This is a genomic window from Flavobacterium sp. MK4S-17 (assembly GCF_009848495.1).
Lineage (GTDB): Bacteria > Bacteroidota > Bacteroidia > Flavobacteriales > Flavobacteriaceae > Flavobacterium.
Map to the genome: position 1 here is coordinate 1 of NZ_WWEP01000016.1, position 20,447 is coordinate 20,447.

General features: G+C 38.8%; 19 protein-coding genes. 9 read left to right on the forward strand and 10 right to left on the reverse strand.

The window, feature by feature from the left end; all coding sequences use genetic code 11:
* Together GSF09_RS07415 and GSF09_RS07420 are read right to left on the reverse strand one after the other, a co-directional pair.
* Window positions 1-334, reverse strand: a 334-nt coding sequence (locus tag GSF09_RS07415) for a DUF6705 family protein (protein ID WP_370515984.1), incomplete at its 3' end; no start/stop codon positions are given.
* Between the two features lie 11 nt (window positions 335-345).
* On the reverse strand, window positions 346-1,893 hold the full coding sequence (locus tag GSF09_RS07420) for a hypothetical protein (protein WP_159800314.1): 1,548 nt from the start codon (window positions 1,891-1,893) through the stop codon (window positions 346-348).
* Window positions 1,894-2,002: 109 nt separating this feature from the next.
* Here GSF09_RS07420 and GSF09_RS07425 point away from each other — a divergent pair, with 109 nt between their 5' ends.
* Window positions 2,003-2,485: a hypothetical protein gene (locus GSF09_RS07425; protein WP_159800315.1), complete on the forward strand. Its 483-nt coding sequence runs from the start codon at window positions 2,003-2,005 to the stop codon at window positions 2,483-2,485.
* Here the strand turns inward: GSF09_RS07425 and GSF09_RS07430 are convergent.
* The 4 genes from GSF09_RS07430 to GSF09_RS07445 all read right to left on the reverse strand — a co-directional run bounded on the left by GSF09_RS07430 (window position 2,482) and on the right by GSF09_RS07445 (window position 9,783).
* Complete coding sequence (locus GSF09_RS07430; RefSeq protein ID WP_159800316.1) at window positions 2,482-5,898, reverse strand: hypothetical protein; 3,417 nt, start codon at window positions 5,896-5,898, stop codon at window positions 2,482-2,484. The genes GSF09_RS07425 and GSF09_RS07430 overlap by 4 nt on opposite strands.
* A 100-nt stretch (window positions 5,899-5,998) precedes the next feature.
* The gene (locus GSF09_RS07435) at window positions 5,999-7,780 is read right to left on the reverse strand and encodes an ATP-dependent endonuclease (RefSeq protein ID WP_159800317.1); all 1,782 of its coding nucleotides are present in this window, start codon (window positions 7,778-7,780) and stop codon (window positions 5,999-6,001) included.
* A 254-nt stretch (window positions 7,781-8,034) separates the two neighbouring features.
* Window positions 8,035-9,291 (reverse strand): aspartate kinase, encoded by a 1,257-nt coding sequence (locus GSF09_RS07440; RefSeq protein WP_159800318.1) that lies wholly within the window; start codon window positions 9,289-9,291, stop codon window positions 8,035-8,037.
* A gap of 6 nt (window positions 9,292-9,297) precedes the next feature.
* Window positions 9,298-9,783, reverse strand: a complete 486-nt coding sequence (locus GSF09_RS07445; RefSeq protein WP_159800319.1) for a GNAT family N-acetyltransferase — start codon at window positions 9,781-9,783, stop codon at window positions 9,298-9,300.
* Window positions 9,784-9,895: 112 nt separating this feature from the next.
* Between GSF09_RS07445 and fbp the strand changes: the two genes are divergently transcribed.
* Entirely contained in the window at window positions 9,896-10,909 is a 1,014-nt protein-coding gene (gene fbp / locus GSF09_RS07450) for a class 1 fructose-bisphosphatase (protein WP_159800320.1), read from the forward strand.
* 26 nt (window positions 10,910-10,935) lie between these two features.
* On the opposite strand, the gene GSF09_RS07455 is transcribed toward fbp, so the two are convergent.
* Window positions 10,936-11,367 carry a TerB family tellurite resistance protein gene (locus tag GSF09_RS07455; protein WP_159800321.1) on the reverse strand — a complete coding sequence of 144 codons (432 nt, stop codon included), beginning with the start codon at window positions 11,365-11,367 and terminating at the stop codon, window positions 10,936-10,938.
* A 141-nt stretch (window positions 11,368-11,508) separates the two neighbouring features.
* Between GSF09_RS07455 and GSF09_RS07460 the strand changes: the two genes are divergently transcribed.
* Genes GSF09_RS07460 through GSF09_RS07475 form a run of 4 tightly spaced genes read left to right on the forward strand, consistent with a single transcriptional unit; the run spans window position 11,509 to window position 14,530 of the window.
* Window positions 11,509-12,096: a HupE/UreJ family protein gene (locus GSF09_RS07460; RefSeq protein ID WP_159800322.1), complete on the forward strand. Its 588-nt coding sequence runs from the start codon at window positions 11,509-11,511 to the stop codon at window positions 12,094-12,096.
* A gap of 47 nt (window positions 12,097-12,143) precedes the next feature.
* A complete protein-coding gene (locus GSF09_RS07465) occupies window positions 12,144-12,572 on the forward strand; it encodes a dCMP deaminase family protein (RefSeq protein WP_159800323.1) in 429 nt (142 codons plus the stop codon).
* Window positions 12,573-12,579: 7 nt separating this feature from the next.
* A complete protein-coding gene (locus GSF09_RS07470; protein WP_159800324.1) occupies window positions 12,580-14,187 on the forward strand; it encodes a S41 family peptidase in 1,608 nt (535 codons plus the stop codon).
* Entirely contained in the window at window positions 14,168-14,530 is a 363-nt protein-coding gene (locus GSF09_RS07475) for a cation transporter (RefSeq protein ID WP_159800325.1), read from the forward strand. Before GSF09_RS07470 ends, GSF09_RS07475 begins: the two co-directional genes overlap by 20 nt.
* Window positions 14,531-14,569: 39 nt before the next feature.
* On the opposite strand, the gene GSF09_RS07480 is transcribed toward GSF09_RS07475, so the two are convergent.
* The 3 genes from GSF09_RS07480 to GSF09_RS07490 form a co-directional block, all read right to left on the reverse strand.
* Window positions 14,570-15,184 carry an FAD-dependent oxidoreductase gene (locus tag GSF09_RS07480; RefSeq protein WP_159800326.1) on the reverse strand — a complete coding sequence of 205 codons (615 nt, stop codon included), beginning with the start codon at window positions 15,182-15,184 and terminating at the stop codon, window positions 14,570-14,572.
* Between the two features lie 2 nt (window positions 15,185-15,186).
* Window positions 15,187-15,387 (reverse strand): hypothetical protein, encoded by a 201-nt coding sequence (locus GSF09_RS07485; protein ID WP_159800327.1) that lies wholly within the window; start codon window positions 15,385-15,387, stop codon window positions 15,187-15,189.
* 67 nt (window positions 15,388-15,454) lie between these two features.
* Complete coding sequence (locus tag GSF09_RS07490) at window positions 15,455-16,030, reverse strand: MarC family protein (RefSeq protein ID WP_159800328.1); 576 nt, start codon at window positions 16,028-16,030, stop codon at window positions 15,455-15,457.
* Window positions 16,031-16,155: 125 nt separating this feature from the next.
* Between GSF09_RS07490 and GSF09_RS07495 the strand changes: the two genes are divergently transcribed.
* The 3 genes from GSF09_RS07495 (at window position 16,156) to GSF09_RS07505 (ending at window position 20,440) form a co-directional block, all read left to right on the forward strand.
* A complete protein-coding gene (locus tag GSF09_RS07495; RefSeq protein ID WP_159800329.1) occupies window positions 16,156-16,743 on the forward strand; it encodes a DUF3109 family protein in 588 nt (195 codons plus the stop codon).
* A gap of 235 nt (window positions 16,744-16,978) precedes the next feature.
* A complete protein-coding gene (locus GSF09_RS07500; protein ID WP_159800330.1) occupies window positions 16,979-17,956 on the forward strand; it encodes a ribonucleotide-diphosphate reductase subunit beta in 978 nt (325 codons plus the stop codon).
* 72 nt (window positions 17,957-18,028) lie between these two features.
* Window positions 18,029-20,440 (forward strand): ribonucleoside-diphosphate reductase subunit alpha, encoded by a 2,412-nt coding sequence (locus GSF09_RS07505; protein ID WP_159800331.1) that lies wholly within the window; start codon window positions 18,029-18,031, stop codon window positions 20,438-20,440.
* The last annotated feature ends 7 nt before the right edge of the window (window positions 20,441-20,447 follow it).

Sequence of the window (20,447 nt, forward strand, 5' to 3'; positions counted from 1 at the left end):
CCAGTTGGTCTACTACTACGGTATTGTTTTTTACCAATTTATAAGTAACCAAAATAATATCCTTAAAATAATAAAACTCGGCATTGGGTGCCTGCATTAAAAACTGGTTTACTTTGCGCATTTTTAAGGTAAAGGTAGTATTATCCTGTTGGTACTGCCAGGTGCCTGTAAACTTATCCAATACATTATTAGTGTCCCTAAAATAATCACCTTTGTTAATGTCATTACTGGTTGAAATATCTTCAAGGGTTTTATATTGCAGTACAGGCGGTGTTTGCGCCTGCAGGTATTGAAATGCCGAGCATACAAAAAATAGCAGAATATATCTTTTCATAATATAATAATTTAACAATTAGTATAGGTAAGGTTATTGTTTTGGTCGAGCCCCACTTTTTTCCAGTTGGAAAAATTATAATCACACTGGTACAGTTCATAAACTTCGGAAGTTGAAAGCCCTGAAGCTTTAAAAAAACTTAAAAACCCTTTAACCTGTTCGCTTGGGGTTGAATCCTTAGGAACTCTATCGCTAAAAATACTATTGTAGAGTCTATAAAATGCTTCAGATTTAATGGTATTAATAGCATTTATAAAACTGGCCTTATTCTTTATTTTAAGGGCAAATGTTCCTTTATTACTGGTTACATACATGGTTAATTTTTCAAGCGATACAGTTGAGTCTTCTACTAATGTACCAAAAGCAATTAAATCATCAAGGGAAAATACGGCAAAGTTTTTAATTTCGGCATTATTTAAGTGGCAGTGCATAAAGCCGGTAATAACAGCAGCCCTTGCCGGGTCGAATGCCAAATCAATATAGCTGCCATTTTCATCAAGTCCGCCAAATTGTTTTTCGGAATAAGCAGGTTCATTATCGTACATTGTATACCCGCTTTCAACAGTGTTAAAAGCGTCCAGCCGCATCTCCTTCATTTTATTTATAAATTCTGTATCGTCGGATTTTTCTTTTAAATCTTCACAAGGCTTTGGTTTTGGGTTAAACACAATAGGTATGGTGTGGTCATTGTCATCGCCAAAACTGTCCGAAGGTTCTTGGTTTTCATCATTTCCATCATCATTTCCATCATTACCGGAGGAGCCTGTTCCCGTTCCACTGCCGTTGCCACTACCACCGCCGTTGTTGTTGCCTATGTCGTTATCGCCATCACCAGGCGGGTCAATATTGCCAAAGGGGTCATCCCCGCCACCACTGCCACCGCCGCCGCCAAGGTCTTCCTGGCAGGATACTGCGGCAATAACATAGGTGTATCCGGTTGGCGGGCTGGGGCATGTACAGTGTACTCCGTTTAATATGCTTAAGGTACTGTGCACATTATGGCAGCACATTTCATATTCTATCTGAATATCAAAACAATTATTGGAATTGCCTTTTGCCAAAATAGTATTGGCTAAGTTAGTACCATTATCTAAATTTTGTACCTGCATGCCTTTGGAAGCATCAATAAATATACCATCCTGCAATAAGGCTTTTTCTGTTTCGGATAGGTTGTAGGTAACTATTTTGGCAGAGTAGGTGTTATCCTGCTGTAACGTCAGCACCAGATTTTCAACATAGTTAGTTTCATTGTCCCTGTAAATAGGTAGCGTATAAGAAGTGCTGTTGCCTTTTGTTATTTCTACAATTTCATCAGTATATACCTTAAATTCATTATTAACTGCAACAGTTCGCTGGTAATAATTGTCTTTAAGGTTGTTTTTTAGAAGATTTATCTTTCCAAACGCTTTAGGGGCTTTTTTCATGAACTCAGCTTCGGTTAGCTTTTTAATTCTGAAATTTTTTTGGTTTGATTGTTGTATAAATTCTTCCTCGGCCTGGCAGCCGATAAGAATAAAAATAATTATGCAGATAGCATATTTAATATTTTTTATACTCATTTATACTTAATATTTAAATTATGTTATATTCGTACACTGCTAATTTAACATATTATTTTATAACTCCAAATTAAGTTACAATTTTTTATCGAATAAAAGATTTTTATCAATGAAACTTTTACTTGTTTTTTTTCTTTTAATAAGCAATGTACCGGAGATGGATAATGTCCGCAAATATTATGTAGAAGCAGCTACATCCAAAGAAAGTGCAGCTTATTTTTATGAACTTTTTGAGGGTATTGATACCGGCCATGAAAACGGGACTTTAGTTGCGTATAAAGCCGCCTCGGTAGTGCTTATGGCTAAATATGAGCGGAACCTTTTTACCAAAACAAAATACTTTAACAGGGGTACCGATATGCTGGATGCTGCAATTAAAAAACATCCTGATAATTATGAAGCAAGGCTTATACGCCTTAACATACAGGATAATGTGCCCTGGATAACAGGATACACTTCAGAAATAAAAGAGGATAAGGCCTTCTTGATTAAAAACTACATTAATCAGCCCGAAGGGCTTAAAACATTTACAAAAAAATACGTGAAGCAATCTTCTGCCTTTACCGATAAGGAAAAAAAAGCATTTAATTAAAAAAATGCCCTTAATTGCACATTGCCGGTATGTATGGTTTTACTTGTTTCGCTTTTCCTGCCCTGGTAGTTAATATTAATATCCAGGAACTGGGTAAGGTTTTTTTGCAGGAGCAGCCGCCATGTTAGGTTTTGCCCCGCCTGAAGCCCTTCCAGCATCTGGTAGGCAGCAGGAGAAAGCTGGTTGCCGGTAAAATCATTTTTATAATAGGAAAACTCGCCACTTGCCGTAAACTGTTTTTCTGAGGCATAGTTAAATGAAGTTCCCAAACGCTGCTGGTATAAAGTTTCACCTTCCCCAATGCGGTTCTCCTTGCTGCGGTATTCATAAAACAAATCCCAGCTTGCATTGCGGGAAAATATATAGGAAACTTTGGGCCCTGCCAAAAAGCCTTCTATCTCAAAATTTTTACTTCCGTAATTTTCCGAATAGGTAGATGAATTGATGGTTTGACCATTAATATTGAGCAGCCATGTTTTTTGTATAAGATGGGCATACTGCAATTGATGCGAACTATTGTTGTTTTCCTGCGAGCCGACTGTTAATAATGATTTTGCCCTGTTTTTTACATAAGTATAGGTAACCGAATGGTCCTGCTTTCCGCGGTTGTAAAAAAGACTGTTGCGTATGCTGGAATTAAGCCCCAATAGGTTCTGTTCACTTCCGGAAAAAGGATTGAGGTCAAAATTATCATTGTTTCGTTTTATTTTCCGGTCTATTATAAATGAGGACTGGTTATAAAAATGGGAAAGGAATTTTTTAAACCCCTTTTCATTTTGCCATTGTACAGGGTTTAAAATAACCGATTGCGAAAATTTATTCTGGTGTGTCCGCACAAAAACCTGGTTAGGTAAAAATACCCTTATATATGTAGCCTGGTCAGGAAAAGGTGCAATTTCAAATTCCTGGAGTTCCTGTATGCCGTTATTGTTATAATCGTTCCACGTATAAATGCCTTGCCCCGGCTCTACTTCAAGATAGGTAAATTCCTGTTGCGCTATTGTGCCTGAGGAAGTTTCGTAAGCAGAAGTTACCTGCACTAATTGATCCCAATATCTGTCATTATACAAAAGCCTTGAGTTTAGTGAAGGTTCATCCTGCAAAGAACGGTCTTCATACTTCAGCCTGCGATAGTTTACAAAAAGGCTCAGGTCGCTTTTATCGGTTTGCAGCAGCCTTGATTTAAGATAATAGGAACGGGAAGTGTTCACTTTTTGCAGCAGTCCGCCAACCACACTATCGTTGGCACGCTGTAAATAACCCAGTTCAACATATACTTTTGTACTGTCGCCCCTTCCCAAAAAAGTACCTATTTCATTGAAACGCTGGCTAAGTGCTGAAAATTCTCCGGTTGCCTTTATCGTTTCCCGGTTGTCTTCAATCCGTGATGTTGCGCCCACCCAGTTCCTGCCGAAGTGGTACTTTGCTATAGCTTCATTTCGTATAAATGTTGAGGTTGAATATTCACTGTCACTTTCAAGCCAGCTGCCCCTGTCCTGTATGGTAACATCGTTAAGTTTTAGCCTCCCGTTTACAACATGCCTTATCCCTGAAAAAAGATGGGAAAAGTCCAGTTGTTCAAGTTGGTAGCCTACTTCGCCATTTTGTTGCAGCTTTGCGGCTATGCCTGTAGTTAAGTAGCTTTGGCTCGCTTCATTGGTTAATATGCCATTAAGGTTCCAGTCACGGTTAAATTCTATATTAAACAAACGCTCAATAGTGCGGAAATCCTTCTGCACAAACTGGTAATCTGCAAAAGCATCAAGCTGCCATGTTCCTGTATAAAGCCTTTGCCGTGCATCTATTTTTCCTGCAAAGCCTTTGTTATTTTCGTCATCTATAGGAGAAAATAAATTGAGGTCATTATTGCTTACACCCGCTTCAAAATCAATATAGGTTTTTTCACCGGGATTATATTTACCCATTACTGTGGCTATCTGGATTTTTTGTGGTGAAGTAAGCCGTGTTACAGGCTCATAATTACCCTGCGGAATACCATTTTGTGGTGGTACATATTCATAAATCCGCCCTACTGCCGCTGCGTTCGAAATTATGTAGTTGCCCTGGTTATTACCCAAAAGTGTAAAACGTACATTATATAATTCTTCCTCAGGATTGTTAGAGTACTCAAAAGCTTCTACACCGTTAATAACCACTTTTCGGTACAGTATCTTGTTTTCTGAATACGTATCCGGGTATGCAGAAGGAGCAGTCATAAGCGCATTATCATCGCCGGCCTCCTTTAATATGCTGACCTGTTCCTGCGAAAGGTTTTGCTGCAGTGGCTGGTTTTTTACGTCATTTTCTGAGTAAACATAGCCGCCAATACTCCATTTTTCAGCATCATGCGTTATACCGCCGTAGGTAACAAAACGGGTATAGTTCCGTTCAGAATACTGGTATTCTACATTAATGCGCATTTCAGAAGTTATAGGGAAAAGCGATGTGAAAATAATTTCTCCGGCATTATAATCTATAGTATAGTCATTATTTTCGCCCCGTTCCAGTAATATTCCGTTTACAAAAACCCGTTCGGAACCGGATATGACCAATACATATAATTCATTATTTGGCCCGCGCAATTTGTAAGGCCCCTGGTTGCCTTCCTGCCCTGTAAAGGTACTCCTTGCATACTGGCCGCGTACCAGGGCGCCTGCTGCAAATACAGATGTTTTGGCGTCCTCATCCCCAAACGCAAACGCTGTGGATAGCCCCTGCACCTTTTTGCTGAAATTAAGAAACCGCGAAGTCCTGTTTTCCAGGAATAGGTCGCCGGCACGGATGTTCCAGTTATCACTGAACATTTCAATAAAAATCTGGTCGAATTCATCCAGTTTTTGGGAATATCCGCCTTCCTGCAAAGGGATATTGCTGTCCTGTATGGAGGCTCGCAGGCTTACTTTTTCAGATATTTTTCCTGTAATCTGCAAATCCAGGTTTGAGTTAACCACCGCATTTTGGTTATTACCCACGGTGACGCCGCGGGTAATGCTGCCCGAAGTGGTAAGCCCGTCAAAAGGGCGAAAGGTGCTAACCGGATCCTGCTTTAAGGCATAGCGGGTTCCGCTCACGGCATCATTGGCTACAACACGGCTGTCATCATAAATGCTGTATCGCTTGGTAAGGTAGTCTGGGTAAGTAAGGTAATTTACAGTCAGTGAATCCTGAGCACGATAACCGTTTCTAAAAACAAGTATTGCTTTTGCATAGTCAATTTTATATAAACTTGTGTTTATAGCAGTACCGTTGCTGTCTTTTAGCTCAAAAAAGGCGTTGTTTATACTTACGCTGTCAATTTGCAGAGTGTCGCGCTCCACAAATATTTTACGGCTTTTATAAGGCGTGGTTATTTCCTGCCCGTAAACAGCGGAAACACAACACAAAAGCAACAGTAAAACATTCTTTTTCAGCATCACTACACTATAACTCCAAAATGGCAAAAGTAGTGTATTCTGTTGTAATTAGTTAAGTAACAATGAGTGCAATTATGATAGGTTACGGCGGAGTAATTAACTACTCAAGTATTTTAGAAATTATTAATTCGATGTCGGTCTTCCCGTCTTCTATATTGAAAGCTGCTGATTGCCATTCTTCTTTTGTCATTTCATCAAACACTGTAAAGTTATTTTTAGCTTTAAAATTTACTTTTAAAGGTAGAACATGTAATTTTATTTGTTCTTTAATATCATTGAAATCCTCTATTTTAAACTCTTCAGGTAGTTTAGTGTCTCCTAATATTCTTTGCATTGCATCTCTAGAATAATAATTTTCAATCTCTCTTTTTCGTAAGATTATTACTTCTCCTCCCATATCTTCAATCTTTTTTATTAAATCTTTTTTATTAGCTAGTTTATTCTCATAATCAACAGCGCCTTTATCAGAGTCAAGTATGAAAAGAAATTTTCTGCCTATTTTTCTGCACAATTTAGCATTGACAAAAAACTCAACTTGGTCTCCCCCACATGGTATAAATAAAATATCATCAGGGACATGATTATTAATTTTCTCCAACGCAATATTCCAAAACTTTACGTCTCCACTTCCCTCAACAAATATAATTTTTCGATAATTATCATTTAATAAGTTGTAATTGGGTCTAATACCAAGTTCTTTAATAACAAGATCAAGAATTTCATCTTCATTCTCAAAATTCAAATAATTTGATATCTCATTTTCTTTTTTTACAACGATTATATTGGAATTTTTTGTAGCACCTGCAAAAATGGGTGAGTGAGTTGTTATAAAAAACTGACTCTCATCAGATAATGCTATTATGGAATCTAATAAATCATTTTGAAGCTCTGGATGCAAAAAAGTTTCAGGTTCTTCAATGCCAAAAATTTGATATTTTTTGGATGATTTTAAACTAGCTAAATACTCGAAATAGGCTACCATTAATAATCTTTTGAATCCTGTTCCTTTATTTCCAATAGGGATTTCATAATTTTCGGCACTAAACTTTAACGATAAATCAAATTTTACGAGATTATTCCAATTACAACTAACATTTGGCTTTATTAATTCTAAATCAGGAACATTTTTTTGCATCAAATTCGTGATAATTTTAAATTCATTTTCTAAATCCGATTGCACATTTTTTTCTAATTTCTCAGTTAATTCAAAATTATCATCCAGTGATTTTGTTGCTATAGGTTTAAATTGGCTTTGAAAACTAGTTGAACCAATGTTTAAATCTTGTTCTGCATCAAAAAGGGAGAATTCAGGAATATCGAAAAAATCATATTGCTTTCTTAAATTTTTTATATATTCATCTGCTGGATATTCTTTCTTTACTCTTCCTGTTTCTTGAGTATGTTCATCTATCGCTTCAATTTTTGACAAATTTGTAACACCCCTTCCGGACTTAGAAAACTCCAGTTCTAACTCTTGCATTTGTTTGTTTATATCACTTTCCTTAATACCCCAAAGATTGCCTATAGTATCACTTGCTATATCATGACATATATAATTAATATCTTTTATTACTCTACCATTATTTGGATTAAAATGAAAGATTTTTCTAATGCAAATTTTGCCTTCAGAGTCTAGAGCTAAACGATGTATTTCATGTTGTGGAGTAAAGCGAATTATTATTTCTGTTTTTTCATCTTTCTCTTTACCTTTAAACACATCATTTGATGCGAATTTTTCATTAAAAAAAGCATCTAGTGCTTTAAGTATAGTTGATTTGCCTGAATCATTTTTTCCTACAAATGAATTTATGTCTCCTGCTTTTAGATTTTTTAACTTTTTTATCCCTCTAAAATTTTTAATCGAAATATCATGAATTTTCATAATTGTATATAATTTGATAAATTCAAAGTTAAATATTTATTAATATAATTATGTAAGTGAAAGGGATTTATTATGGGTGTAGAATATTAAGCAACTATAAGGTTAAATATAGTAGCTACGATGATAATGCTGATTTGATGGGAACATGATTAAATAATATTATGAATTGTAATTTTCATATACATAATTACCGCCTCTAATAAAACATGAATCATGGATTTCAATAAATGATAACTTTTACTTACCTTTTTCGTTTAACTCGCCTTAGTTACTACCTGCATGGTTTCGCGGCTCACCTGCTTTAAAAGCACTTCCTTGTTTTTAGCAACAGCATCTATAGATTTATCATTAAAATGCCTTATGGTATATAATGAAACATCTTCATTATAAGTAACCTTAAACTTTTTGGAAAGCAGGCTTTTAAGCTCATTAAAATTGCCAAACTTATCATCTGCGCAAACCGAAAAACTGATAGCGGAATTCTGTATAAGGTGCACCTTCATTTTATATTTATGCAGCAGTGCAAAAATGTCGCTTATATTCTCCTCCATTATAAAAGAAAAATCAAGTGACGAAAGCGATATAAGCAACTGGTTTTTCTTTACAATATAGCAGGGGGTATGCGGCTCAAGGTCGACTCCTTTACTCACGCTGGTTCCCGGTAAAAGCGGGTTGATAAACGATTTTACATATAATGGTATCTCCTTGCGTTGCAGCGGCTGCAGGGTTTTCGGGTGGATAACCGTAGCCCCGTAAAAAGCGAGTTCAATAGCTTCGCGGTAGGAAATCTGGTTCAGCAGTATGGCATTTTCAAAGTAGCGTGGGTCGGCATTCAGCACGCCCGGCACATCTTTCCATATTGTAACGCTTTCGGCATTAAGGCAGTAGGCAAATATGGCCGCGGTATAGTCGGAACCTTCCCTGCCCAGTGTAGTAGTAAAGTTATTCTCGTCCGAACCTAAAAAGCCCTGTGTTATATTCAGGTTTTTACGCTTTATATTTTTTGATATGTTTTGTTGCGTCTGCTCCCAGTTTACTATTGCATCACGGTAAGTATTGTCGGTCTTAATGTACTCCCTCACATCAACCCAATGGTTATGCAGCCCTTTATAATTAAAATAGTGGCTTACTATAGTAGTGGAAATTATTTCGCCCATGCTCACCACCTGGTCATACACAAAATTATAATTAGGTGATTTATTATTTTTAAGGAAGCCCTCGAGGTCGGTAAATAGTTTGCTTACGGCATTAAAAGCAGGGTGGTTTTCCTCATCAAAAAGGTCAAGCAGTATCTGGTTATGGTATTTTTTAACTTCCTGAACCGAAGCCTGAAGTTCCGGCGACCTGTCAAAATAATTTTTAATTACAACCTCAAGCGCATTGGTTGTTTTTCCCATAGCCGAGATAACCAGCAGCACATCATTATGGCCTGTTTGCTGTAATACATTATAAACATTTTTAATGCCATCGGCATCTTTAACCGATGCCCCGCCGAATTTAAATACTTTCATCCGAATTTATTTTAATGCCTGTATATCAAGTGTAAAATTTGCAATGCCTTCTTCGTCCATCTGCACTGTTAGCCAGTCCTGTAATATAACTGCACCGGAACGTTCGTAAAACCGTATGGCATTATGGTTCCAGTTAAGCACTACCCATTCCACACGGCGCACGCCCTGCTCCCTGGCAAAGTTAATTACTTCTTTATAAAGAGCCCTGCCTGCACCTGTGCCACGCTTTTCAGCTTTTACAATCAGGTCTTCCAGGTGTATTGTTTTCCCTTTCCAGGTGCTGTAGCGATAGTAAAATAAAGCCATGCCTATAATTTCACCATTGGTTTCGGCAACAAATGTTTTAAAAAGCGGGCTTTTGCCAAAGCCATCCTTAACAAGCTCATCAACCGTAACCACTACGGCTTCGGGTTCTTTTTCAAAAGCAGCCAGTTCCTTAATCAGTTCCAGTACGGCAGGCATATCTTGTTTAGTGCCCTCGCGAATAATCATACACAAAATTTAAGGCAAAAATACATTGTATTCCTTTATGCAATAATAAATTATTTAGTTATCACAAAAATTGTGATATTTGTGCCCGCAACTCAACTACAACGATATAGTAATGGAAGAACGCAACAAAACATTAGGCGAATTTATTATTGAAAAACAGGAGGATTTTAAATATTCCTCGGGTGAATTATCAAGGCTTATAAACTCCATAAGGCTTGCAGCCAAGGTGGTAAATTATAAGGTAAACAAAGCAGGGCTTGTAGATATTATTGGTGCTTTTGGCGAGCAGAATGTGCAGGGGGAAGACCAGCAGAAACTGGATGTATATGCCAACGAGGTGTTTATGCAGACGCTGATTAACCGTGAAATTGTTTGCGGAATAGCTTCTGAGGAGAATGATGATTTCATTACGATACAAGGGCAGGACGGCTGCCATAACAACAAATATGTGGTACTTATCGATCCGCTGGACGGTTCTTCCAATATAGATGTAAATGTATCGGTAGGCACAATATTTTCCGTTTACCGCAGGGTAACACCCGTAGGCACACCTGTAACTTTGGAAGATTTCCTTCAGCCCGGTGTAAACCAGGTAGCGGCAGGCTATGTTATCTATGGTACATCTACCATGATTGTATATACTACAGGAAATGGTGTTAACGGGTTTACTTTAAACCCGGCTATAGGCACATTTTACCTTTCGCACCCTAACCTTACTTTTCCGAAAGACGGCAACATATATTCTATAAACGAAGGAAACTATGTACACTTTCCGCAGGGTGTAAAAGATTATATTAAATACTGCCAGCTTGAGGAGGGAGAAAGGCCTTATACATCAAGGTATATTGGCAGCCTTGTTTCTGATATACACAGGAACATGGTAAAAGGCGGTATTTATATATACCCTACCAGTTCCAAAGCACCTAAAGGGAAACTACGCCTTTTGTATGAATGTAACCCAATGGCATTTATAGCAGAGCAGGCGGGAGGCAAAGCTTCGGATGGTTTTAGCCGTATTATGGAAATACAGCCTACAGAACTGCACCAAAGGGTACCATTTTTTTGTGGGAGTTATAATATGGTGGAAAAAGCAGAAGAGTTTATGCGTAAAGCAGCAGATAAATAAAAAAAGCCCCAAATTTGGGGCTTTTTTTATTTGTTCATGTGCTGCATTTCATATACAAACGTATCCGAATCTGCGCCCATTACCAATAGCGACAATGCTTTGTCCACAATGTAATGTACGTTGCCCGGTGTAAAACCTAAAGCCAGCGCAAAGCGTGTAAGAATTTCTTTTTGCTTTGGCCCAAGTATGTGGTCGGCATAAACCATCCTTGATAGGTCGTAAAGGCGTTCCAGCCTTTGTACATATAAATACGGAGGGTTTATAGGATACTTTAATGGATTGGCTAAAATTTCAGCATACTCATCATCTGAAATTTCAAGCTGCTTGGCAAGCTTGTCAAGAAAAAGCTTTTCTTCAGTAGTAATATGCCCGTTTTCCATGGCAACCCTTACAATAGCCGAAAAGTGTCCTTTGTTCCTTGCCTTAAAACCGCTGTCAAATAAATCTGAAATCGACATAATTGGATTTATTAAAAAATTTCGGCAAATATAAATCTATATTTTATGTAAGTAAATGTTTTTATAAGATTTTTAATGTGTGTGCATTACATGCCATACCTTTGCCCGAAAAAGTATAAATTTGCTCGGTAAATATACGTTATGAGCGAATTTTGGTTTTACTTTAATCTGGGCCTGAAGCATGTGCTTGATATTAATGCTTATGACCATGTGCTGTTTATGATAGCACTTGTGGTACCCTTTACTTTTAAAAACTGGAAAGATGTATTATTGCTGGTTACGCTTTTCACTATTGGCCATACAATGGCATTAATCCTTTCGGTATATAATGTGGTAGGTGTAAAGGCAAGCCTTGTAGAGTTTTTAATACCCGTAACCATATTGCTTACGGCCATTTATAATTTGGCAGGGGCAGGAAAGCCTGCCGGTAAAAATATTACGGTTTCAGCAGTGGTAACCTTGTTTTTTGGGCTAATACACGGGCTGGGTTTTGCCAATTATTTTAAAATGATTATCAAAGGCAATGCCGAAGGCAAGCTGCTGCCATTGCTTGAATTTGCACTGGGTATTGAAGCATCGCATATTATAGTTGTAACTGCCGTGCTTTTGCTGGCCCTGCTTGTGCAGCACCTTCTTAAATTTTCACGCCGCGACTGGATGCTTGTTGCCTCGGCTTTTGTAATAGGTGTGGCACTGCCTATGGTTATAGAAAGCGAAATATGGCAGTAGTATTGCGTGGGGTGAATATAAAGAGGTAAATTTACGTTACTATATTAATGGAAGATAAAAAACTAAATAAATATGATAAGGCTTACCTGCGAATAGCAAGGGAATGGAGCCAGTTATCCTACTGCCAGCGTAAAAAAGTTGGCGCAATTATTGTAAAAGACAGAATGATAATTTCCGATGGCTATAACGGGACACCGTCGGGGTTTGAAAACTGTTGCGAGGACGCAGCCGGCATAACCAAATGGTACGTGCTGCATGCTGAAGCCAATGCAATATTAAAAGTGGCCCGTTCAACGCAATCCTGCGAAGGCGCAACCCTGTATATTACCATGTCGCCCTGTAAAGACTGTAGTAAGCTCATTCACCAGTCAGGCATTACAAGGGTGGTGTACCAGTCCGGCTATAAAGATGAGTCGGGTATAGATTTTCTTATGAAAGCGGGCGTACAGGTGGAGTGCATTCCGGATTTGGACTAAATGTAGAATGAAAAAAAATAAAATCCTGTTGCCGTTTATATTCTCCCTGTTTCTTGCAGCAGGGCTTTTGCTGGGAAGCTTCCTTAACTTTCCCACAGAGCGCAGGGGTATGATATCAGGCTCCAATAAAAGCAAACTTAACAAGCTGATAGACTTTATAGAAAGTGAATATGTTGATGAGGTTGATACCGATTCTATTGTTGACCTTACTGTGAACAGCATACTTGAAAAACTTGACCCTCATTCGGTTTATATAGCAAAAAATGAAATGGAAGAAGTTGCCCAAAGCATGAAGGGCGATTTTGTGGGTATAGGTGTAAACTTTTATATGTACAAGGATTCTGTTGCTGTAATAAAGCCTATTCCCGGCGGGCCGTCTGATAAGGCAGGCATAAAGCCCGGCGACCGGATATTGTTTGCCGACAATTACCAGTTATATGGCAAAAAGCTGCCTAATGACAGCCTTTTTTCTAAACTTAAGGGTAAGGAAGGCTCTAAAATAACTTTAACTATATATAGAAAAAGCGAAAACAAAAAGTTTAAGGTTAACCTGCGCAGGGATGTGGTGCCCATTAAAAGCGTTGACGCTGCTGTAATGGTTACCAATACACTTGGCTTTATAAAAATAAACCGCTTTGCCGAAACTACCTATGATGAGTTTCATAAAGCCCTTACGGAATTAAAGCAGCAGGGAATGAAAGAACTTATTATAGATGTTAGGGATAATGGCGGGGGCTATCTTGAAAAGGCGGTTGATATAGCTGATGATTTACTTAAGGATGATAAACTAATTGTTAAAACCGTAAACAAAAAAGGACGTGAAGATATAACCTATGCTACAGATAAAGGAAGTTTTGAAGAAGGCAGGGTTTACATACTTATAAATGAAAACAGTGCTTCGGCCAGTGAAATACTTGCAGGTGCCGTGCAGGATAATGACAGGGGCACCATTGTAGGGCGGCGTTCCTTTGGTAAGGGGCTTGTGCAAAGAGAAATGCCTTTGGGCGATGGCAGTGCGGTAAGGCTTACGGTTGCGCGCTATTATACCCCTTCCGGGCGTTCTATACAGCGCAGTTATGCCAATGGTGGCGAAGCTTATTTTAATGAATTCCAAAAGAGATATGAAAGTGGCGAGCTTTATGCTGCCGACAGTATAAAAGTAGCTGATACACTTAAGTTTAAAACAGTAGGCGGCAGGGTTGTGTATGGCGGTGGCGGTATTGTTCCGGATGTTTTTGTGCCTCTTGAGGGTAAACATGGGGATGAGGCTATAACACTGGTAATGCAAAGCGGTGTGGTAAGCTACTTTGTATTTGAGCAGTTAGACGGTAAACGTAAAAGCTTTGAAGGGCTATCTGCTGAAAAGATTGCGGACAAAATAACCGGTACAGATGAATATTATAATGCATTTGCCTACTATCTTGCCAATAACGGGCTTTCGTTACACCTTGCAAAACATAAGGATAAAATAAAAAGGTATCTCGCCGCTGAGTTTGTAAGGCAACTGGTAAATGAAAAGAAATATTACCAGATGATACTTAAGGAAGATAATATGGTTAATGCCATATTAAATAGTAACAATAAAAATAAAAAGAATGAAAACACTAGTAAATAAACCCTTATTTTTCCTCTTTGCCTTGTTCTGTATTACCACTACAGTTATGGCACAACAAGGAAAAACGGTAAAGACAGCCACTATAAAAACAGCTATTTCCTGCGACCATTGTAAAGTGTGCGAAACATGCGGGCAACTGTTTAACCAAAAATTGCTGCGCGAAAAAGGAATTCAAATGGTGGAGCTGAATGAGGAAGCTATGACTATTAAGGTTGTATATAATAGCAAAAAAACTGACCTGACTGCCATAAAGCAAGCTATAAGCAAACTTGGTTATGATGCAGATGAGGTAAAAGCTGATCCTGCAGCTTACAAAAAATTGGATGGTTGCTGCAAAGCCTGACAGGTTTCAGCTAAATAGTTTATAGTTGCATATATAGTATTATAGTTTAGGACGGGTGCTGTCGTGATGCTGACTTTGTTTACCATCATTCCATAACGTTAAAATATCAGTAGCTACTGCTGCGCCGCTTCCTGCCGCAATGGCAAGCTGGCTCCTGTGCCCTGCAAGTGTACCTGCCACATAAATGCCTTCAGCCACTAAATGGTCTTCATTGCTAAGTTGTATTCGGTTTTTTTCAGGCATTGCCTTTTTGTGCGGTATTATATATTCGGTTAGCCCTTCAATGGCAAATGTATTGGCAGAACCTATGCCCACTACTATAACATTGGCAGTATAATTATTTTTATTGGTGGTTATGGTAAAGTTGCCTGCGTTTCCTTCTACTTTTAGCACTTTTTCATTCGGCAGTTGCGTTACTTCCGGGTAAAGCTCCTGTAGTTGCTGTAGGCTGTTTTCCATAAGGTCTTTACCTAATGTGCCGGCAGGTATGCCATAGGCATTATTAAAAAGTGCATCCTGTAACGAAGATGCCTTTTGGTGGGTAAGTATGCCTATTTTTTTGTCATTAGCATAGGGTTTTTGCAATGCTGACCCTAAAACAAGTGCACAGGAAACCCCCGATACACCACCGCCTATAATCAAAACATCAAACATGGTTACAGGTTCCTGGTTTTTTCATCAATACTTTTAGCCATCCTGAATATAAGCAGTATGCAAACGGCGCATAAAGAGGCTATTATCCCTATAAGTGCTATAAGGCTGTTGCCTTTAAGCAGGTTGTTAAAGTCCAGTAATGTAACGTTAAAGACGATTAAGCCTACGGCGATTACCATAAGCGCGTAAATAAAAAATTTCATTTTTCAGAATTTTTAGTAAAAATAAATGACATAGTCATTTCAAAAGGTAAAATTAATAAATCTAATGCTAAAGAAACAATTGTTTAACATTGGCAGCGAATAATTTAACAGCGATTGCAAGCAGTATAACACCAAAAACTTTGCGGATAACGCCAAGGCCGTTCACGCCCAGTATCCGTTCTATTTTTGATGATGATTTTAGCACGGCATATACCACAATAACGTTAATTACAATAGCTGTTATTATATTTATTTTTTCATATTCTGCCCTAAGTGAAAGAATGGTAGTCATGGTTCCGGCGCCTGCTATAAGCGGAAAGGCTATGGGTACTATAGATGCGGTGCTGGGGTTGTCATCTTTATAAAGGCGTATGCCCAGTATCATTTCCAGTGCAAGGAAAAAAAGTACAAATGAGCCTGCCACGGCAAACGAGCTGGCATCAATACCAATAAGCTTTAAAATTTCCTCTCCCACAAACAGGAAGGCAATCATGATAATCATTGCCACAACTGATGCTTTTTCCGATTGTATGTGGCCCAGCTTGTTGCGCAGGTCAACAATAATAGGCACACTGCCCACTATATCTATAACAGCAAAAAGCACCATGCTAACGGTAAAAACCTCTTTCCAGTCAAAAATCATAATACATTGATAATTAAGGACTGCAAAAGTATTGTATAAATTAATGCCAAGGGTAAATTATCCGTTAATTTTTAGCAGGATTTTAGTTACACCTTTTGTGTGTTAAGTTTAGTTATATTTGCCGCATGTTTCAATTAGGGAAAACCATAGTTTCTGAAGATATCCTTGAAAAGGAATTTGTATGCAACCTTTCGGCCTGCAAAGGTGCCTGCTGTATAGATGGCGATGCCGGCGCCCCGCTTACTAAAGAGGAAACCCTTATACTTGAAGAAATTTATCCTAAGGTGAAGCCATTTTTGCGCAAAGAAGGCATAGCTGCCATAGAGGGGCAGGGAACATGGGTAACAGGTACTGACGGCGACCTTGAAACCCCGCTTATAGATAATAAGGACTGCGCTTATGTTATTTTTGATGGCAAAACCGCCCTTTGCGGTATTGAACAGGCTTATAACCAGGGCCTGGTGAATTGGAAAAAACCTGTTTCCTGCCATTTATACCCTATACGCGTAAAAGATTTTACCGAGTTTGCCGCAGTTAATTATGATCGCTGGGATATTTGCAGCGATGCCTGCGCTTTGGGCAAAGAGCTGGAAGTGCCGGTATATAAATTTGTGCGCGAAGCACTCATCCGCAGGTTTGGGCAGGACTGGTATAACGAACTTGAAAAAGTTGCTGCGGAACTTAAAGATAATCCTTCTCCAAAAAGGCGTTAAACTGCTGTTTTTATTAGTGTTTACTGCTAAAAAATCTTTAAATTTACATTTTATAAGTTACTGATTTTTAATTTGTTGTGTTTTTATTTAATGTTGCTGTAATTTTAAGGTGTTGTTAAAAACTCTTGCCGATTGTGAATAAGTTTGGCTTTCATTTTTTACAGTAAATGCCAATCTTTGTATCTCTCGATAAGGAAATAATCATTTTCTATAATACCATAAAAGTCAAAATAATATGTCTGCATCAGAACCAATTTTACAGGAAAACAAAAACAGGTTTGTAATTTTCCCCATAAAGCACCACGATATTTGGGAGTGGTACAAAAAAATGGAAGCGAGTTTCTGGACGGCAGAAGAAATTGACCTTCACCAGGACCTTACGGACTGGAACAATAAACTGAATGAGGACGAAAAATATTTTATAAAACACATACTTGCCTTTTTTGCGGCTTCGGATGGTATTGTAAATGAAAACCTTGCCGAAAATTTTGTAAATGAAGTGCAGTATCCGGAAGCGAAGTTTTTTTACGGCTTCCAGATAATGATGGAAAATATACACAGCGAAACCTATTCGCTGCTTATAGATACCTATGTAAAGGATGATGCAGAAAAAGATAAACTGTTTCATGCCATTGAAGTGTTTCCTGCTATTAAAAAGAAAGCAGACTGGGCATTACGCTGGATAGAATCTGACTCATTTGCCGAAAGGCTTATTGCGTTTGCCGCTGTTGAAGGGATTTTCTTTTCGGGCGCGTTCTGCTCTATTTTCTGGCTTAAAAAACGCGGCTTAATGCCGGGGCTTACTTTTTCCAATGAGCTGATATCAAGGGACGAGGGTGTGCATTGCGATTTTGCCGTTCACCTGCACAACCACCACCTGGTAAATAAAGTGCCAAAGGACAGGATAAAAGAAATTATTATAGATGCCCTTAATATTGAAAGGGAGTTTATTACCGAATCGTTGCCTGTAAGCCTTATTGGCATGAATGCTGTATTAATGACACAGTACCTTGAATTTGTAACCGACAGGCTTTTGGTAGAGCTGGGCTGCGAAAGGCAGTTTAATGTGGGTAACCCATTTGATTTTATGGATATGATATCGCTTCAGGGTAAAACCAACTTCTTTGAAAAAAGGGTGTCAGAGTACCAAAAAGCGGGTGTGCTTAATAAAGACGGCGATTCGCAGAAAATCAGTTTCGACGCTGATTTTTAAAAGCAGAAAGAAATCCAATTATATAGGGTGCCAAAGGCACCTGCCAATTACTAACCTTTAAAATGTTGCCATATGTATGTAGTAAAAAGAGACGGACGGAGAGAGCCGGTAATGTTCGATAAAATTACCGACAGAGTAAGGATATTATGCTATGAATTAAGTGATCTTGTAGATCCTGTAAAAGTAGCAATGCGCGTTATAGAAGGGCTTTATGACGGGGTTAGCACATCAGAACTGGATAACCTTGCTGCTGAAACAGCAGCTTCTATGACAGTTACGCACCCTGACTATGCACAGCTGGCAGCACGTATTGCAGTATCTAACCTGCATAAAAATACTAAAAAGTCTTTCTCGGAAACCATGTCGGATATGTACCATTACGTAAATCCGCGCACAGGGAAAGAATCGCCGTTGCTTTCGGATGAGGTATATGAAGCAATTATGGCAAATGCTGAAATGCTTGATTCCAGCATTATATACAACAGGGACTTTAACTATGATTACTTCGGGTTTAAAACCCTTGAACGTTCCTACCTTTTAAAAATAAACGGTAAAATAGTGGAAAGGCCACAGCACATGCTTATGCGTGTATCTGTAGGTATCCATCTGGATGATATTGACGCAGCCATAGAAACCTATGAGCTGATGTCTAAAAAATTCTTTACCCACGCTACGCCTACATTATTTAATGCAGGTACGCCAAAACCGCAAATGTCTTCCTGCTTCCTGCTAACCATGAAGGATGACAGTATAGACGGTATTTATGATACGCTTAAAAATACTGCAAAAATATCACAGTCAGCCGGGGGTATAGGGCTTTCAATACATAATGTAAGGGCAACCGGTTCCTACATTCGCGGTACAAACGGTACATCAAACGGTATTGTGCCAATGCTGCGTGTATTTAATGATACTGCCCGTTATGTTGACCAAGGCGGCGGTAAGCGTAAAGGAAGCTTTGCCGTGTACATTGAGCCATGGCATGCCGATATTTTTGACTTCCTTGACCTGAAAAAAAATCATGGTAAAGAGGAAATGCGTGCCCGTGATTTATTTTATGCCATGTGGATGCCCGACCTTTTCATGAAACGTGTAGAGCAGGATGGGCAGTGGACACTTATGTGCCCTAACGAATGCCCGGGGCTGTATGATGTATATGGAGATGAATTTGAGGCAATGTATGAAAAATATGAGGCAGAAAACAGGGGGCGCAAAACCATAAAAGCACGTGAGCTTTGGGAAAAAATCCTGGAATCTCAAATTGAAACAGGAACTCCGTATATGCTGTATAAAGATGCAGCCAACAGGAAATCAAACCAAAAGAATTTAGGGGTTATACGTTCATCTAATCTTTGTACTGAAATTATGGAGTACACCAGCGAAGATGAAATTGCGGTATGTAACCTTGCATCTATATCCTTGCCAATGTTTGTGGAAGAAGGAGTGTTTAACCACGAATATTTATACCAGGTTACCAAGCGTATTACCCGTAACCTTAATAAGGTTATAGACCGTAATTACTATCCGGTTAAGGAGGCTGAAAACAGCAACATGCGCCACCGCCCGGTTGGGCTGGGTGTGCAGGGGCTTGCCGATGCATTTATATTAATGCGCATGCCTTTTACCAGCGATGAGGCCAAACAACTGAATCAGGAAATATTTGAAACCATATATTTTGCGGCAGTAACCGCCAGTATGGAACTGGCTAAGGAAGAAGGGCCTTACTCAACGTTTAAAGGTTCGCCTATATCGCAGGGAGAATTCCAGTATAATTTGTGGGGGCTTAAGGACGAAGACTTAAGCGGCCGTTGGGACTGGGCTTCTTTAAGGAAAGAGGTTATGGAAAATGGCGTAAGGAACTCTTTATTGCTTGCCCCAATGCCTACAGCATCTACATCCCAAATATTAGGCAACAATGAAGCGTTTGAACCTTATACATCTAACATTTATACCAGGAGGGTACTTTCAGGGGAATTTATCGTAGTAAATAAACACCTGTTGCGTGACTTGGTTGACCTTGGTATATGGAATGATGAACTGAAGCAGGAAATAATGAGGGCAAACGGCTCTATACAGGATATTGATGCCATTCCACAGGATATTAAGGAACTGTATAAAACAGTATGGGAAATGAGTATGAAGGACATTATTGATATGTCCCGCCAGAGGGGATACTTTATTGACCAGTCGCAGTCGCTAAACCTGTTCATGGAGAATGCCAATTTTGCAAAACTGACCTCAATGCATTTTTATGCATGGAAATCGGGGCTTAAAACCGGTATGTATTACCTTAGGACAAAAAGTGCTGTTGACGCCATTAAATTTACCCTTAATAATGATAAAAAAGCAGAAAAAGTACCGGCAGAGGCAGCAGTTGCAGCCGAAACGCAAAGCCAGGGTATGGAAGTAAGCGAGTTTCAGGCAATGCTGGAGCGCAGCCGTAATGCTTCAGGCCCAGAGGATTGTGAAATGTGCGGTTCTTAATTAAATT

Bases quoted from the DNA above. Each gene is read 5' to 3' on its own strand.
- GSF09_RS07420 (WP_159800314.1), bottom strand. From the start codon at position 1,893: ATGAGTATAAAAAATATTAAATATGCTATCTGCATAATTATTTTTATT.
- GSF09_RS07425 (WP_159800315.1), top strand. From the start codon at position 2,003: ATGAAACTTTTACTTGTTTTTTTTCTTTTAATAAGCAATGTACCGGAG.
- GSF09_RS07430 (WP_159800316.1), bottom strand. From the start codon at position 5,898: ATGCTGAAAAAGAATGTTTTACTGTTGCTTTTGTGTTGTGTTTCCGCT.
- GSF09_RS07435 (WP_159800317.1), bottom strand. From the start codon at position 7,780: ATGAAAATTCATGATATTTCGATTAAAAATTTTAGAGGGATAAAAAAG.
- GSF09_RS07440 (WP_159800318.1), bottom strand. From the start codon at position 9,291: ATGAAAGTATTTAAATTCGGCGGGGCATCGGTTAAAGATGCCGATGGC.
- GSF09_RS07445 (WP_159800319.1), bottom strand. From the start codon at position 9,783: ATGATTATTCGCGAGGGCACTAAACAAGATATGCCTGCCGTACTGGAA.
- fbp (WP_159800320.1), top strand. From the start codon at position 9,896: ATGGAAGAACGCAACAAAACATTAGGCGAATTTATTATTGAAAAACAG.
- GSF09_RS07455 (WP_159800321.1), bottom strand. From the start codon at position 11,367: ATGTCGATTTCAGATTTATTTGACAGCGGTTTTAAGGCAAGGAACAAA.
- GSF09_RS07460 (WP_159800322.1), top strand. From the start codon at position 11,509: ATGAGCGAATTTTGGTTTTACTTTAATCTGGGCCTGAAGCATGTGCTT.
- GSF09_RS07465 (WP_159800323.1), top strand. From the start codon at position 12,144: ATGGAAGATAAAAAACTAAATAAATATGATAAGGCTTACCTGCGAATA.
- GSF09_RS07470 (WP_159800324.1), top strand. From the start codon at position 12,580: ATGAAAAAAAATAAAATCCTGTTGCCGTTTATATTCTCCCTGTTTCTT.
- GSF09_RS07475 (WP_159800325.1), top strand. From the start codon at position 14,168: ATGAAAACACTAGTAAATAAACCCTTATTTTTCCTCTTTGCCTTGTTC.
- GSF09_RS07480 (WP_159800326.1), bottom strand. From the start codon at position 15,184: ATGTTTGATGTTTTGATTATAGGCGGTGGTGTATCGGGGGTTTCCTGT.
- GSF09_RS07485 (WP_159800327.1), bottom strand. From the start codon at position 15,387: ATGAAATTTTTTATTTACGCGCTTATGGTAATCGCCGTAGGCTTAATC.
- GSF09_RS07490 (WP_159800328.1), bottom strand. From the start codon at position 16,030: ATGATTTTTGACTGGAAAGAGGTTTTTACCGTTAGCATGGTGCTTTTT.
- GSF09_RS07495 (WP_159800329.1), top strand. From the start codon at position 16,156: ATGTTTCAATTAGGGAAAACCATAGTTTCTGAAGATATCCTTGAAAAG.
- GSF09_RS07500 (WP_159800330.1), top strand. From the start codon at position 16,979: ATGTCTGCATCAGAACCAATTTTACAGGAAAACAAAAACAGGTTTGTA.
- GSF09_RS07505 (WP_159800331.1), top strand. From the start codon at position 18,029: ATGTATGTAGTAAAAAGAGACGGACGGAGAGAGCCGGTAATGTTCGAT.